Annotated in this window: 12 protein-coding genes, 1 tRNA gene and 1 CRISPR repeat array; of the genes, 2 read left to right on the top strand and 11 right to left on the bottom strand. The window is 40.4% G+C overall.

The annotated features are described in order from the left end of the window. Positions 1–146: 146 nt before the first annotated feature. The 6 genes from G3T18_RS11850 to G3T18_RS11825 all read right to left on the bottom strand — a co-directional run bounded on the left by G3T18_RS11850 (position 147) and on the right by G3T18_RS11825 (position 5,718). Entirely contained in the window at positions 147–860 is a 714-nt protein-coding gene (locus G3T18_RS11850) for a hypothetical protein (RefSeq protein WP_224410764.1), read from the bottom strand. Positions 861–1,482: 622 nt separating this feature from the next. Beyond that, positions 1,483–1,803: a CRISPR direct-repeat array (repeat unit 35 nt; unit sequence CTTACGACTTCTTCGGAAGTTGAATTAATGGAAAC). Positions 1,804–1,942: 139 nt separating this feature from the next. Then, entirely contained in the window at positions 1,943–3,001 is a 1,059-nt protein-coding gene (gene aroF, locus G3T18_RS11845) for a 3-deoxy-7-phosphoheptulonate synthase (protein WP_224410763.1), read from the bottom strand. 128 nt (positions 3,002–3,129) lie between these two features. Next, entirely contained in the window at positions 3,130–3,597 is a 468-nt protein-coding gene (locus G3T18_RS11840; protein ID WP_224410762.1) for a PAM68 family protein, read from the bottom strand. 17 nt (positions 3,598–3,614) lie between these two features. Next, positions 3,615–3,884, bottom strand: a complete 270-nt coding sequence (gene rpsO, locus G3T18_RS11835; RefSeq protein WP_224410761.1) for a 30S ribosomal protein S15 — start codon at positions 3,882–3,884, stop codon at positions 3,615–3,617. 157 nt (positions 3,885–4,041) lie between these two features. Continuing rightward, entirely contained in the window at positions 4,042–4,470 is a 429-nt protein-coding gene (ruvX, locus tag G3T18_RS11830; protein ID WP_224410760.1) for a Holliday junction resolvase RuvX, read from the bottom strand. Positions 4,471–4,473: 3 nt separating this feature from the next. Continuing rightward, positions 4,474–5,718 (bottom strand): GNAT family N-acetyltransferase, encoded by a 1,245-nt coding sequence (locus tag G3T18_RS11825; protein ID WP_224410759.1) that lies wholly within the window; start codon positions 5,716–5,718, stop codon positions 4,474–4,476. Positions 5,719–5,894: 176 nt separating this feature from the next. On the opposite strand from G3T18_RS11825, the gene G3T18_RS11820 reads away from it, so the two are divergent. Then, positions 5,895–5,975, top strand: a tRNA-Leu gene (locus G3T18_RS11820). Between the two features lie 218 nt (positions 5,976–6,193). Here G3T18_RS11820 and G3T18_RS11815 read toward each other — a convergent pair. The 4 genes from G3T18_RS11815 to G3T18_RS11800 all read right to left on the bottom strand — a co-directional run bounded on the left by G3T18_RS11815 (position 6,194) and on the right by G3T18_RS11800 (position 12,633). Then, the gene (locus G3T18_RS11815; RefSeq protein WP_224410758.1) at positions 6,194–6,550 is read right to left on the bottom strand and encodes a hypothetical protein; all 357 of its coding nucleotides are present in this window, start codon (positions 6,548–6,550) and stop codon (positions 6,194–6,196) included. Between the two features lie 621 nt (positions 6,551–7,171). Further along, positions 7,172–8,074: an SDR family oxidoreductase gene (locus tag G3T18_RS11810; RefSeq protein WP_224410757.1), complete on the bottom strand. Its 903-nt coding sequence runs from the start codon at positions 8,072–8,074 to the stop codon at positions 7,172–7,174. Positions 8,075–8,086: 12 nt separating this feature from the next. Then, complete coding sequence (locus G3T18_RS11805; protein WP_224410756.1) at positions 8,087–9,190, bottom strand: TRAP transporter substrate-binding protein; 1,104 nt, start codon at positions 9,188–9,190, stop codon at positions 8,087–8,089. Positions 9,191–9,240: 50 nt separating this feature from the next. Then, positions 9,241–12,633 carry a bifunctional diguanylate cyclase/phosphodiesterase gene (locus G3T18_RS11800; RefSeq protein WP_224410755.1) on the bottom strand — a complete coding sequence of 1,131 codons (3,393 nt, stop codon included), beginning with the start codon at positions 12,631–12,633 and terminating at the stop codon, positions 9,241–9,243. A 507-nt stretch (positions 12,634–13,140) separates the two neighbouring features. Here G3T18_RS11800 and G3T18_RS11795 point away from each other — a divergent pair. After that, positions 13,141–14,004 (top strand): EamA family transporter, encoded by an 864-nt coding sequence (locus G3T18_RS11795; protein ID WP_224410754.1) that lies wholly within the window; start codon positions 13,141–13,143, stop codon positions 14,002–14,004. A 39-nt stretch (positions 14,005–14,043) separates the two neighbouring features. Here the strand turns inward: G3T18_RS11795 and G3T18_RS11790 are convergent, their stop codons facing one another. After that, positions 14,044–14,712 (bottom strand): HAD family hydrolase, encoded by a 669-nt coding sequence (locus G3T18_RS11790; protein ID WP_224410753.1) that lies wholly within the window; start codon positions 14,710–14,712, stop codon positions 14,044–14,046. Positions 14,713–14,806 lie beyond the last annotated feature (94 nt).

The following is a 14,806-nucleotide window of genomic DNA, read 5'->3' as shown; positions in this document are numbered from 1 at the left end:
AAGGAACGGGAATTAGGAATTCAGTGCTACCATAGGCGGCGATCGCTGTTTACTGTTCGCTTGCTATAGCTTGTGCATTTGGCTTTAACTTAAGGGAAACTAAGTATAAAGCCAAATGTCACTTCATTATTTATGAACCATCTTAATTATGCAACTTGCAAGGATGGCGATCTTTGATGTTTTTGAGCATATACGAACCATTCATTGATTGCTTCTGTATAAGCTTCAAATCCTTTTTCAACTATCTCAAAAGCTAACTGACGCTCTTGTTCGGTCAGTTCTATTGCTTCAAAACCATCGATCACTTCTGTCTTGTTAATGTTGTGGTTTGCCTCACTATTTAGATGACAATCTCCGAAATATGGATATTCTTGTTTAGTTATTTCCTCAAGTTCCCAAGCTACTTTCTGAGTTATTGAGAAAAATAAATTTGCTGTGACTTCTGCTACTTCGGCGACGACTAGCTTGAAAACCGGATTTTCTTGATTGGCAAATTGGTGAAGAATAAAACAAACTTGGCGAGTTTTCTGGGTTTCTTCTCCCCAAAGAAATCTTACTGTATCAGTATAATTTTCTGAGGGGTCTAAGCCCAATTTTTTTAAGTCTTCTAGCAACCATTCCCAATGATTTTCTTCTTCGTAAGTATGTTTGTTAAGAATTTGTTGCATGGGATTGTTTGTTGGTTCTTTTCGGAAAACTTCTTTCCACAAATCCGCAAAACCCATAACTAAGGGTATTAAACAAGGAGCAAAAACTAACCTTTGTGCTGGATGTATGCTCCGATCTTGCATGAACTCAAATAAAGGTAGTTGAGCAAGTTGGCAATTTTTTTCTTTGATTAAGCTAAAAACTTCTTTCATGGTCGCTGAGATGAATTTACTTGACTAATAAATTATTCATTATTCACTTGAAAATCCATCCGAGATAATACTTAAAACCCAAAGATTTTTTCATATATATTGCCAGTAGTTTCTCGTAAGCAAACGATAAGAGTTAATGCAGTGATTTTCAGTTTTAAGTATATAACAGTTAAGTAATTTTAGCAAGTGGCGATCGCGTTTTACAAAGAGTATTTACTTATTGACAAATTAACAAATTCGTGTAGAAAATCGCTCGCTCTAGTTATCCCTACAGAAGCTAATAGTATTGGGATTGATGTAGAATTAGATAGGTTTGCTTTTCTTTCAACTGGAGAACAAATAGACTGTCCTAAGTACCCCCAAGAAGCCGAAGGTGATGTTCTCCAACGCGCTCATCACAGATTACAGTTTTAGAGAATGTCACTGCATTTTCGAGGGGGTTGACAAATCGCTGAAAACCTTATTCTTACGTAGACCCCCTTGAATGCCTTATCCTGTATTGATTTCAGCTTCCCAATGAAGGAGATTAATGATAATTTTTATCAATTATTTGGCTAGTTGCTTGACCCCGGGAATTTTGGGGGGTATAATCCTTTTATCAAGGGGGTTCTAGATCCACCCTCTTACGACTTCTTCGGAAGTTGAATTAATGGAAACTTGTTCGGCACCATTTACAACCTGATATAATTTCGCTTACGACTTCTTCGGAAGTTGAATTAATGGAAACAATTGCGGCTTTTGAACCATTGGATAAAATTTCTCGGCTTACGACTTCTTCGGAAGTTGAATTAATGGAAACGCCCAGTATTTCACCACAAATTTCCAGAAGGCAAAGCCTTACGACTTCTTCGGAAGTTGAATTAATGGAAACAAGACCCTTCCTTTTCTTTTGGTCTCTTCGTATCGCCCTTACGACTTCTTCGGAAGTTGAATTAATGGAAACGGGAAACAATAAAAAATATGTAGAGATGTAGGACTACTACACCTCTACATACAAAGGAATTTAACAAAGATTTGTAACGAAAAACAAAAAAATATGCAGAGGCGTGGTATAACGCGCCTCTACATCAAAAAAACGAAAACTAAGCCAAAACCGTCGCAGGTTCTTGCCAACGATTAACAGCCTTACCGATCGCCGACAACTCAGTCATCAAACGGTCGAAACGTTCTGGAGTCAAAGACTGAGGCCCATCAGAAAGAGCCTTCGCCGGGTTAGGATGAACTTCAATCATCAAAGCATCGCAACCAGCCGCGATCGCTGCCATCGCCATCGTCGGAACATACTCAGCCCGTCCGGTACCGTGACTCGGATCGATCATAATCGGTAAATGAGTCAACTCGCGTAACACAGGAATCGCCGCCAAATCGAGAGTATTGCGAGCATACTGGCGATCGAAAGCCCGAATTCCCCGTTCGCACAAAATCACATTCGGATTTCCCGCAGCCAAAACATATTCCGAAGCCATCAGCCACTCTTCAATCGTCGCCGACATTCCCCGCTTCAGTAACACAGGCTTATCCTGCGCTCCCACCTTCTTCAACAAAGGGAAATTTTGCATATTTCTGGCGCCGATTTGTAGCACGTCAGCAACTTCGCCAACCTTTTCCACATCAGCAGTATCCATTACCTCAGTAATAATTCCCAGCCCGCTAGCATCCCTCGCAGCAGCCAACAGATCCAGCGCACTTTCACCGTGACCTTGGAAAGAATAAGGAGAAGTCCGAGGTTTGTAAGCCCCACCGCGCAAAAACTTCGCCCCAGCCGCTTTGACGCGTTTTGCCGTTTCCACAATCATCTGCTCGTTTTCCACCGAACAAGGACCAGCAACGATCGCTACTGGATGATGTTCGCCGAAAATAACCGGACCTTCGGGAGTAGAAACAATCACCTCGCTAGCTTCACCGTGACGAAACTCGCGACTAGCCCGTTTGTAAGGACGTTCTACCCGTAAAACTTGCTCAATCCAAGGGCTAATTTCCTCAATTTGCAAAGGATCGAGGGCGGCGGTATCGCCCACCAAACCAATGACAACTTTGTGCTTACCGACAATTTTCTCGGGAGTCAAACCCCAGTCTTCAAACTCCGAATTAATGCGCTCAATTTCGGCTTCTGGGGAACCAACCTTCATAACTACAATCATGGCAAAATTTCCTAATGAGTAAATTTAGTGATTTATGAAACTGTTTCGGAGCAAATTCGTTGAGAATCGCCAATTATCTTAAGTTTACGTTGCCGAAGCCCAAGGATAAACTTTCGCTAATAGTTTCTTTAGTCTCCTTTTGCCTCTTGTCGTTGCGATCGCCAAGCGGCAACTGTGCGTCCAAAGTTCGTTTTGAACTCGGCAAAACCCAACCAACTGCCGACTCTTTCTTCTTCCCAGGAAGCGGAAAAGATGCCATAACTCAAACCGACAACACCTAAACCAAAGAATGCCATACTTATCAACAGTACCGCTACTGTTGGCAAATCGAACCAATCTTTGCTGACAATAAAATAGCTGACGATAAAAGAGCCGATTCCCAAAACCGTAGGAATCCCGCAAAACAAAGCCATCCGGCGGATCATCCGCTTACTGACCACTTCCGGGACAGCGCCCTTTAATTGAGCATCAGATCGGCTTTTGTTCGGTTTTTCCGTAGTTGCTGGAGTTGCAGTTGGTGCTTTTTTCGGTGTTTTTTTCTTCTTCTGACGAGGTTCAAACGGTAAGCGATCTCGTTCTTCGGATTCAGAAACCATAACTATACCTTATTTTTTTAACCGCGAATGCCCAAACGAGTAATCAAATTTTTATAGCGATCGCGATTTTGCTTTTGAATGTAAGATAACAGACGCTTACGACGACCGATCATTTTTAACAAGCCTCGACGAGAAGAATGATCTTGTTTATTCGCTTGGAGGTGTTTTGTCAGTTGATTGATTCTTTCGGTAAGCATTGCCACTTGCAGATCCGCCGAACCTGTATCAGTTTCGTGAACCTGATATTCAGACATTAATTCTTGTTTGCGTTGTTGTGTCAGACTCATAGTATTCTCAACTCGATGTTATTTTCTGCCGCAATTTTCCATGTTATCATTCGATTCTTAAATAGTGGAAGATTGTCTGCCGAGGTCTTCAATAACTACGCGATCGCTGTAATCTCTTACCACCTTTTTATTTTAATGTCAAGAATAAAAAACTTAACTATTTTGCCGAGCGGCGTTCGTCCAACCACTGTTGTAAAATAATCGCCGCAGCTTTGCGATCGATCAGTGCTTTATTACGAGAAGGAGAGCCACCCTGAGCGATAATTAACCCTTGAGCTTCAATCGAAGTCAATCTTTCATCTACATACTCTACAGGTAAACTTAAAGCGGCTGAGACTCTTTGAGCAAACTTCTGCACTTGTTGCGCTTGGTATCCTAAAGATCCATTCAGAGCATAAGGTAAACCAACTACCAGGACATTTACTTCGCGTTCTGCAACTAACTGACTTAATTGTTCCACATCTTGATTAAAAGAACTACGTTTAATCGTCGTCAAACCAGTCGCAATCAAACCTAAGCCATCGCATCCCGCAACACCAATGCGTTTTTTGCCAACATCTAATCCTAGTGCCGAAATTTTGCTCATTAATTAGCTCAGATGACCATTTTCTGTTGATTCATTTGTCTCAGTCGGTGCTGAATCATTTTGAGAACTCGAATTATTCAGAGTTGATTCTGAAGTAGAAATATCTAGTTTACTATTATTTGGTAACTTTGTAACTGATTTTAGCCAAGACATCCGAGTTGGAATCGGAGTGCGTGCGGGTTGTAAACCTTGGAGTACCTCAGACAGTTGCAAACCTTCGAGAGAAACTGGCTTAGTTTCCCTTAGTTTATGCCAAACCGAACGAGACATTAATAAAGTATGTTCGATGCGATTAGCACCAATTTTTTCCAAATATTCTTCTCGCTCCGGTTGATAATCAGCAGAAGCTAATTGTAAAGCATGATGGGGCGAAGTTTGAACCACAATCTGCGCCATTTGCGAAAGTAACTTAGGATATAACCAAGTGTAAGCTGGATGAACAGTTAGCTGTGCTTGATGCAGTTGGCTGTTATTGTGAGCCAATTGTAGTTTAAAATAACCGATCGCTGCCTTACGTTGTGGCTCGAAGACATAGCTACTAATTTTTTGAGAATGGTTTAACCACTGTCTAACATTAGTTAAGAAAGCATTCAAAAAGCTAGTTTTGAAATCGAGGATGTGGCGATCGAAAACTTGGCGTAGCAGTGGCGGCATAGAAACAGTATCTAACTGATACAATAGTTGAGCATCAGCATTGCTAACTGGTAAGAGATTAGGCAAATCTGGCTCTTGTGCAGCCAAATCCGCTAACAACTCCGCAGCGATCGCCCAATAAGTCATTTGTGCTAGGGGCTGAAAGCCATTTTGTCGGTATAATGCCAAGGTGCTGCTATCATTAACATTAACTTCAATAATCCAAGTACGCGCTTCCCAAATCGTTTCAAAACAGTGACGCAATAATTGAGAGCCCACATCTAATTGAGAAGCCCCAGGAGCGACAATTACCCGCTCAACCCGCCAAGTGCTGCGAGTTTTGTTGAAGGGTGCAACTTGAATTAAACCGCAAACCGTTCCTTCTAACTCAGCGACATACACGCAAAGGTCATGTTGGCAAGGATTAGGAAAAAAACTTAACAACTTAAGTATTCCATACCAGCGACGGAGATTTTCTAGTTGGCGATGAGCTACCGAAGCACCATTACCATCTTCAGGGCGATCCTCAGCAACAAGAGACTCTACCACCTCCCAATCGCGATATAGTAGGGGTCGGATTAATATATTGTTATTTTCTTTTAGAGATAAATTCATTTTCCAGACAAATACGACCGGGCAAATAACCAACAGACACGACCTCAGCCCCAAGACGAGAGCGAGCCTTCTGCCACTATCTTAACTATTTTTAGCGATCGCTCCTCATAAATAATTTCTCCTGTTTAACCCAAAACTCGTTTTTGATGTGATATATTAAACAAAGCTATGTTTTTGCGGATGTGGTGGAACGGTAGACACGCACGCTTGAGGGGCGTGTGGCGAAAGCTGTGCGAGTTCAAATCTCGCCATCCGCATATTATTTAGTTTCGCCCATTCGGCGGAGCCGTTCTCACTTCTCCTACGGAAACACGGCGCGAACAAGTAGGTGCAAACAAAGTTCGCTAAGGAATTTTGTTTCAGATCGCTTAATTTCTGCTTGAGAAGATTTATACAAAAATTCCTCATTCTCTAGGATGAGGAAAAGGTAAATCTTTAGAGTAATCTATTACATAGAGAAGTATTTTTTTCAAACCTAAACATCTCTACTCAAAACATCAAGCTGACGCTTAACTTTACCTACATATTCTGGATCTTGTAAAGCTTGTGCGGGAATATCGCCATCGCGAATACCAGCCGTCACAATATCCTCAGCAGTCACCATTCCTGCTTGATAATCTCTCAGTAAATTTGTGCCACTAGAAATACCCATTTCTTCATAAGCACCATTATAAGCATTACCCATCAAATCAAAAGGAGTTGTGCGATATTCCTGCTCGGAATAGCCATAAGATTGAATTGAACTATCTTGATTAACTTCTGCTTGAGCCGCAGGAATACCCGCCGCAGACAACATTAACACAGACAAAGTTCCTAAAAATAAACGTTTCATAACTATCATCTCCTTACGTCAATTACTTTTAATTTAAATTTCTAGAAAGCATCGTGCTTCTAGCAAGAGAAATAAATCTAAATGAGTACAAAATTGAATTAAATTTGCTGTTCGTCTTTCTCAAGTATTATTACTAAAAAAATTAGCCCGCCAATGCGGACTATATTCATTAAGTGAAAATTTTACTTATATATATTAGGATCTATAACAGCTAAAAAGTTTGTTGCCTTTTATTTTCAATTGCTCTAATATTGAACTAAACCTTTTGTGCAGTCTGCATCTAAAATCCTTGATTTAGATGGGGTTAAAAGCAGGGGGTTATGGTAGAATACAAAACGATCGGGTAAAATGACTTAATAGGGTAAAGACATTTTTCCCAGACGCGATCTTTTGACCTTAACAAGCCATTTATACTTCTTTGAAGGCTCTTCTCGGCACGTAAGATAGACAGAGACAAAAAAGAGAGCCACAGAATGTGACCCTCCCGATCATCAGGGTGCATCAATATAACAGATTATAGCACAACTGGGGTGGGGTGTGTCACCCCCTTTTGAATTTTTTTTTTGGCAAAGAGATTTTTGGGGATAGGGCGATCGCCGAACAGCAACCAGTTTATCCCCCTCATCCCCCTCTTCCTTGTCTCCCCAAGCCGCAGTTTCTAACCTCTAGTAACTCGGTTCGCAAAGATGGAGGTTGATATCCCAAACTAAAAGCTTTTTCGCTGTGCAAAGAAACATCAGATGGTCTTGGTGCAGCCATCGGGACATCTCGTTGCAAACAACGAGTAATTTGCTTTTGAGAAAAACCAAAAATTTCTGCCATTAAGCAACCAAAATCATAGCGAGAAATGCGCTCTTTTCCTCCTAGATGTAAAATACCTGTAACTTTTTTTGCTAAAGCTAATAATAAGCCCCGAGCAGCAGTTTTACCGCTTACTGGGGTTCTAAATTCATCAGTAAATAGACTTAAATTTTTACCGTCTTGTAGTGCTTTGAGAAATAGTTGAATAAAACTAGAAGCTGTCGGGGTAGCCTGACCGAACATTAACGGCATTCGGCAAATTGCTGTTTGGGGATAGCGTTCTAACATTCCTGTTTCAGCCAAAACTTTTTGCTCGCCATAAGTATTAATTGGAGTGGTAGAATCAGTTTCGCGATAGGGAGCATTTAAACCATCAAATACTAAGTCTGTAGAAGTAAAAATACAAGGTATAGCATAATCTGCACATAAACCAGCAATATTATGAGAAACAGTGACGTTGATTAGAAATGATTCGTCGGGATGAGTTTGGCAATAGTTAGGTTGAGATTGGGCGGCAGTGTGAATAACTGCTGCTGGTTTGATTTCAGCAAACAGAAGTTTAAGTTGAGTAAAATCTGTTAAGTCAGTTGGCAAGAAATTCACGTCGTCAAGAGCAATTTTGTGCTGGTTATAAGTTGCATACACTTGCCAGTTTTGTTTAGCGAGTTGACAAAGATTTCCACCTAAAAAACCACTTCCGCCTGTAATTAATATTTGGGGCATAGTTGTTAATAATTAAACCGAATTTTGGACGACAAAATTTTCAAAAGTTAATTGATTAAGACTATTCCACTCAGAAACTTGTTGGCGGAAATTTTGCCACTGTTCGTAAACTTCTCGAAAAGAGGCATCTTGACTGGCATTTTCTTCATAGAGAGCGAAAGATTCTCTTTGTGCTGCTGCCAAAACGTCTTGGGGATAAGCAGTTAGTTGAGTGCCACCAGCAAGGATTTTTTGTAGTGCTTCTCCGTTCAAAGCATCATACTTAGAAAGCATATTTAGATTAGCTTCATAGGTAGCAGTTTCCAGGACTTGGCGGTACTCTTGAGGCAATCTCTCCCAAGCAGATTGATTGACTTGGACTTCTAAAGTTGCTCCTGGTTCCCACCAACCAGGATAGTAATAGAAATTGGCGGCTTCGTTCAAGCCTAATTTGAGGTCGTCGTAGGGTCCAACCCACTCGGCGGCGTCGATCGCGCCGCGATCTAAAGCGAGGAAAATTTCGCCTCCGGGTAAGACTTGAACGTTAACTCCTAAGCGAGACATTACTTGTCCGCCTAATCCAGGAATACGCATTTTTAAGCCATTGAGATCGCTAATGGAGTTGATTTGTCGCTTAAACCAACCGCCCATTTGGGTTCCGGTATTTCCGGCGGGGAAGTTAATGATTTGAAAGTCAGAATAAATTTTTCGCATGGCTTCTAAACCGCCGCCGTGATATAGCCAAGCATTTTGTTGTTGGGGGGTGAAGCCAAAGGGGATTGCGGTACCAAAACCGAGGGCGGGATTTTTGCCAACGTAGTAGTAACTAGCAGTATGTCCGCATTCGACGGCGCCGCTTTGGACTGCGTCCAAAACTTCTAAGCCGCCGACAATTTCGCCAGCCGCGAAGGGCGCGATCGTGAAACGTCCGTCAGTCATTTCGCTAACTCGTTGACAAACGGTTTCTGCGCCGCCGAAGATTGTATCGAGGGATTGGGGCCAACTGGTTGCCATGCGCCAGTCTATTCTGGGTAAGCTACCAGTGGTGGTTGTGGTGGTATTTTGGTTGCAAGCAGCGATCGCGACCGTACTAGTGGCAGCGATCGCGCTATTGGTAACAAACTGTCGGCGTTTCATCTGGTTATTTTTTAGTGAAGAATTTTTCAATTAACGAGCAAAGTTTAATTTTACCATTGTGGTGATTTTGCTAATAATTCTTCTGCTGCTTTATTATCTAAAGGTTTGGCAAAAAAGTAACCTTGTCCTTGTTCGCATTGCAAAGCTTTTAGTTGTTCTAGCTGCATTTGTGTTTCTATTCCTTCGGCGATCGCATCCATACCCAGGTTATGAGCAAGAGTGACGATCGCTTGAACTATTTTGATGCCTTCACTTTCTCGTTCCATTCTGCTCACAAATGAGCGATCGATTTTCAAAGTATCGATGGGAAATTGATGCAAGCGACTCAAAGATGAGTAACCAGTACCAAAGTCGTCAATACACAATTGTACGCCTAAGTTTTTCAAATGAGCTAAGATTTGGGCGGCAGAGTCGGCATTTTCAACAATGCCACTTTCGGTAATTTCTAATTTTAAGTTTTTGGCATTAATCCTAGTTTTTTGCATAATTTTGTCGATTTCGGCAACCAAGCTTCGCTGGCAAAATTGTTTCGGGGAAAGATTGACGCTCATAATCAAATCTCTGGAGAAGCTAAATTTTTCTTGCCATTCGAGCAGTTGACGACAAGATGCTTCTAATACCCATTGTCCGATCGAAACTATGAGTCCGGTTTCTTCAGCAATGGGAATAAAAGCTGCTGGAGAAATTAATCCTTGTTGGGAATGTTGCCAGCGAACTAAGGCTTCAAAACCGATAATTTTGCCAGTTTTTAAGCAGATAACTGGTTGATAGTAAACTTGCAATTCTTGTCTTTCGATTGCCTTTCTTAGATCGGTTTCGACTCGCAACAACTCAACAACTTGGTTGTACATAGTGGGATCGAAAATAGCATAATGACCCTTTCCTTTGGCTTTGGCACGATACATGGCAGTATCAGCATCTCGAAGCAAGTTTTCTGGTTGGCGATCGTTTTTGGTACTTAAAGCGATCCCGATACTAGCAGTGGTGAAAACTTCGTAGCTGTCCAAGAAAAAAGGTGATTCTAATGCTTTTTGAATGCGTTCGCAAACTAAGATAGCTTTACCGACATCTTTGACATCATCTAATAAGATAGCGAATTCATCGCCACCGAATCGGGCGACAGTATCTCCGGGACGCAAACAAGTTTGGAGTCGTTGGGCGGTTTCGATCAGGAGGCGATCGCCAACTAAATGTCCTAAACTGTCGTTAACGATTTTGAAGCGATCTAAGTCGAGGAAAAGTACCGCAAAGCGACGTTTTAGTTCTCGTTGAGTGCGGGCGATCGCTTGTTTGAGGCGATCCATAAATAAGGAACGGTTGGGTAATTCTGTGAGAGGATCGTAAAAGGCGTTGCGTAATAATTGGGCTTCTGCTAGTTTGCGATCGGTGATATCTCGGGCAACTCCAACGATGCGATATACTTCACCCTTAGAGTTGGCGATCGGAAAAGCGCGATCCCAAATCCAACGCACAGAACCGTCAGGCTTGATAATGCGATATTCTTCGTTATAGTCACCGATCGATTTCTTCTTCAGGGCTTTGACTACTTGTTCGCGATCTTCTGGATGAATAGCATCGAGGTAAGAAGTAGGATCGCGGTATAAACTAGCACAGCTACGACCCCAAATTGTTTCGTAAGCAGGACTGGTATAAAGATTAGTGTAGCGATCGCGGTCTTTCATCCAAAATACTTCGTTAATATTTTCTGCCATTTGCCGAAATCTTTCTTCACTCTCTCGCAATGCGGCTTCTACTTGCTGGCGTTCTCTAATTTCTGCTTCTAATTCGCGATTTGTTGCTAATAGTTCTTGAGTGCGATCGGCAACTCGTTGCTCTAGCAAGATTTTAGCAGCATGGATTTCGCGGAATTTTTGGGCGAGTGCTACTGACATTAAGCGAAAATTATCCACTAAAGAAGCTAATTCGGTAATTTGAGATTGGGGCCAGCGAATTAATTCTCTTTCTAAAAGTTTATGAGGTAAATTAGTAGTTACTTTTGCTAGTTGGTAAAGAGGAGCGACAAGACGACGAGAAATTAATTCAGCGATGATTAAAGCCAAGCTAGAAATAACAATTAAAACTAGTAAATCTTTAGTATATACTTGTTCGATATAGCGGACGTGGGGTGCAGCAGGAACTTCAACAATTAATGTCCAAGGTATCTCGTTAGCGATTAAAGATTCCCGGACAAAAAAGGAGTTTGTCCACCGTACCATAAATATGGGACTGCCTGTAGTTGGCAACCAATGATAGCTGGATTGGGCTTTCAAAGGTTGAATTTCGCCATCCTGACGGCGAGCGAAAGTTTGTTGCCTTTGCAGATTGCTTCTGGTACTAGCTATAACCCTCTGGTTTGGATCTACGAGAGTAATTTCTCTTCCTTGTTCGTTAGTGTTTAATTTGAGAATTTTTTCTAAGGTATTGAGATTGATTTCACCAATAATAAAATTGCGTTTTTGCTGGTCTGTCGCTACAGTCAAAATAAGTCTTTTTTCGGAAAGATTCTTGCTTTCAGTAATTGATATTTGGGCTGAAGATAGGTTAATTTTTTTAGGAAAATTGGTTTGAATTGCTGAAGTTGATACTCGAATTTTTCCTGCTGAATCCACTAAATAAATGTTCTCAAAATCTGGTAAAATAGCTTTAGTTATTTGGATATTTGCCTGCCAAGTTAGTAATCGCTCCCGGAAAGATAATGGAGAAATTTCCGCTAATTTTCTTAAGGCTTGTAGATGTTTCTGCTGCCAAGTTTCGATTTCATTTATTAACTGAGTTGAGACAGCATTAAGTTCTTGTTGGGCTGAGGTTTTGATGTTATCAACCACACGATGGCTATCCCAAGCCATGAAGCCGAGGGTGGGAAAAAAGACAAAGGCTACCAGGAGGTTAAATAATGTTTGACGGAGGCTAAGATTACTAAGTTTGGGCGGACGATCTAAGCATTTGTGGATAGGTAAATAGTTAAGCATTAAGCTGGCAATGAGAGCGTTAAAAATGCCGTTTACAGGTTGTTTTAAGAGAATTATTCGTGCTTGAATCGGTTCTACTTGTAATACATGAGCGTAAAAAAACCAAATTAAAGGCATTCCGATGATTAGCCAATAAATGCCATCGAGTAAAAGAATGTTTTGCTTGCGTCGGTGAAATAAGTAACTGACAAAGATTGCTTCGCAGGTAAAGATAACGATCGCGTAGGGATGCAACCAAAGTAAGTAGGTACAACTACTCGCAATTAGTGCAGCGACGATCCCCCAGGATTTTCCGTAAAGACAGACTACCAACCATACAGCGATCGTCCCGAAAATAAAGTCGATGTGAAAAAAAAACGACCAACGTAAATAATTACCTGCAAACCCCGCAGCCATAAGTATAATCAGTCCTAGCGCGGCTTGTTTGCTGGCATTTAATCCGAGTGCTTGTGGTAGGCGATCGCTAAAATTCATTGTTTGATGCTGGAAATCTTGGGTTGATTTGTAACTTTTTTTTTATTTTTATTAAAGTTTTAATACTTCATTTACTATTTCTTCTAAATAATAAATCATTTTTTGTAAATCACGAGAATTCTACTCAAACCAGTTCGCTCTCAAGCCTAAGTTAGCTTGGGAAAAACTGTATCCGAGATTAAACTAAACTAATCCAACTAAGCCAAGCACCCCAACTATATAAAGATATCTGAAGAAGAAATCTGCACCGTGGGAGGGCGACATAAGTCTTAATTTATCTATATTTTTGACGATGACTAGCTAAATTAATTTTCAGTAATTTCCCACTTTTGACACTTGATTGTACTTTCACCGCACCTGTACGCATACATCAGCAGTTTGCATAATCTTCTTTTCGGAAGGTGTTAAATCGAGTGTAACATCGCTAACATAACCCTGCAAATTGTTGATTTTTTTTGCTTGGCAATACCAAGTAAAATTTCAACTATTCATCTCTTAATTTTAATTATGCTTTGGTTTCTTTTTGCCAGTTTGACGGCTATTTTTGAATCTTTGAAAGATGTAACTAGCAAGTACGGCTTAAAAAATATTAACGAATATATTGTTTCTTGGGCGTTAATGTTTTTTACTTTACCTCTGTTACTTCCCCTGTTATTTTTTATTCAAATTCCTGAGTTAGGAAGTAAATTTGAACTTGCCCTCTTAATAGGAGGAAGTTTGAATATTGTGGCAATCATTTTTTTTATCAAAGCTATAAAAATTTCTGACTTATCAATTGCCATTCCCTTAATTGCTTTTACGCCTTTATTTTTGTTAATTACTTCTCCCTTAATCATCGGAGAATATCCCACCTGGATTGATGCAATTGGCATTTTCTTAATTGTCATTGGTTCGTATATTCTCAACTTAAAAGAAAAAGAAAAAGGCTACCTCGTTCCCTTAAAAGCACTGGTAACGGAAAAAGGATCGAAACTAATGTTGCTAGTAGCTTTTATTTGGAGTATCACCTCAGCAGTTGACAAGCTAGGAATAGAAAATTCCTCACCGACATTTTGGGCGATCGCTAACTACAGTTTTATTGCTATCGCTATGTTACCAATTATGTTATTTAAAGCTAAACATAGCCTTAAACAAATCCCGCAAAATTTACTTACTTTGATTCCTATCGGCTTATTTCAAGGTGCAGCAATTTTGTTGCAAATGCAAGCAATTAGTATGACTTTAGTTGCTTATGTCATCTCAGTTAAAAGACTTAGTGCTTTAATTACCGTGCTACTTGGTTACTTAATTTTTCACGAACAAGGTATCAAAGCAAGAGCAACAGGTGCAGCAGTTATGATTGCCGGCGTTTTAGTTATTACTATTTTCTAAGTTCCCGGAAAATTTACCCTCAAATCGCCTCAAAACTCTCTAATTTTCTGCTAAAGGAGATTCGACATAATTTGCTAACAAATCTGCTGGATTTTGATAAATTGCTATACAACCAGCTTCTCGTAATACCTCCTCTGAAAAACCACCACAAAGTACGCCAACAGTGCGTAAATTAATTTTACCTGCCGCTATTGCATCGTATGGACTATCGCCAACCACAATTACTTCTTCAGCACTAATACCAGATAATTTTGCTAAAGCTGCGGCAAAAATATCCGGTTCTGGCTTCGATTTTTCTACATCGTCTTTTGCAGTTGCGCCGTCAGCTAGATCGTCAATTTTAAGCAATTTTTTATAAGTTTCTAAAGTAGTTTTTCGGGCTGAAGTCGCCAAAACAACCTTTTTGCTATCGGCTTTGATACGTTTAAATAATTCCGGCACTTTCTCAAAAGGACGCACTTGAGACATCAACTCATTTTGAAAATATTCCTTCCGATATTCCGCGATATCTTCACCTTTTTCTTCAAACTCAGCTTGAGAAATAAACACGGGAATAATATATTCACTTCCTTTACCTATTTGCTGGCGTAATTCAGCTAAAGAAATCTCATAACCGTATTTAGCAAAAGCTTTTTGCCATGCTTGGGCGTGTAAATCAACTGTGTCTACTAAGGTGCCATCTACGTCAAAAATTACGGCTTTTATCATTTCAATTACCTAAGAATTTATTTTTCCTAAAATTGTGCCTTAAGGCAGTATATAAATAGTTTAAGTTAGCGAACACAGCGAAGAAATCTTCCTC

Origin of the sequence: Oscillatoria salina IIICB1 (assembly GCF_020144665.1) — a bacterium.
In the GTDB taxonomy this organism is placed as follows: Bacteria; Cyanobacteriota; Cyanobacteriia; order Cyanobacteriales; family SIO1D9; genus IIICB1.
This window is presented reverse-complemented; position numbering and strand designations above follow the sequence as displayed.

Bases quoted from the DNA above. Each gene is read 5' to 3' on its own strand.
- G3T18_RS11805 (WP_224410756.1), bottom strand. From the start codon at position 9,190: ATGAAACGCCGACAGTTTGTTACCAATAGCGCGATCGCTGCCACTAGT.
- G3T18_RS11810 (WP_224410757.1), bottom strand. From the start codon at position 8,074: ATGCCCCAAATATTAATTACAGGCGGAAGTGGTTTTTTAGGTGGAAAT.
- ruvX (WP_224410760.1), bottom strand. From the start codon at position 4,470: ATGAGCAAAATTTCGGCACTAGGATTAGATGTTGGCAAAAAACGCATT.
- rpsO (WP_224410761.1), bottom strand. From the start codon at position 3,884: ATGAGTCTGACACAACAACGCAAACAAGAATTAATGTCTGAATATCAG.
- G3T18_RS11800 (WP_224410755.1), bottom strand. From the start codon at position 12,633: ATGAATTTTAGCGATCGCCTACCACAAGCACTCGGATTAAATGCCAGC.
- G3T18_RS11815 (WP_224410758.1), bottom strand. From the start codon at position 6,550: ATGAAACGTTTATTTTTAGGAACTTTGTCTGTGTTAATGTTGTCTGCG.
- G3T18_RS11825 (WP_224410759.1), bottom strand. From the start codon at position 5,718: ATGAATTTATCTCTAAAAGAAAATAACAATATATTAATCCGACCCCTA.
- aroF (WP_224410763.1), bottom strand. From the start codon at position 3,001: ATGATTGTAGTTATGAAGGTTGGTTCCCCAGAAGCCGAAATTGAGCGC.
- G3T18_RS11790 (WP_224410753.1), bottom strand. From the start codon at position 14,712: ATGATAAAAGCCGTAATTTTTGACGTAGATGGCACCTTAGTAGACACA.
- G3T18_RS11840 (WP_224410762.1), bottom strand. From the start codon at position 3,597: ATGGTTTCTGAATCCGAAGAACGAGATCGCTTACCGTTTGAACCTCGT.
- G3T18_RS11795 (WP_224410754.1), top strand. From the start codon at position 13,141: ATGCTTTGGTTTCTTTTTGCCAGTTTGACGGCTATTTTTGAATCTTTG.
- G3T18_RS11850 (WP_224410764.1), bottom strand. From the start codon at position 860: ATGAAAGAAGTTTTTAGCTTAATCAAAGAAAAAAATTGCCAACTTGCT.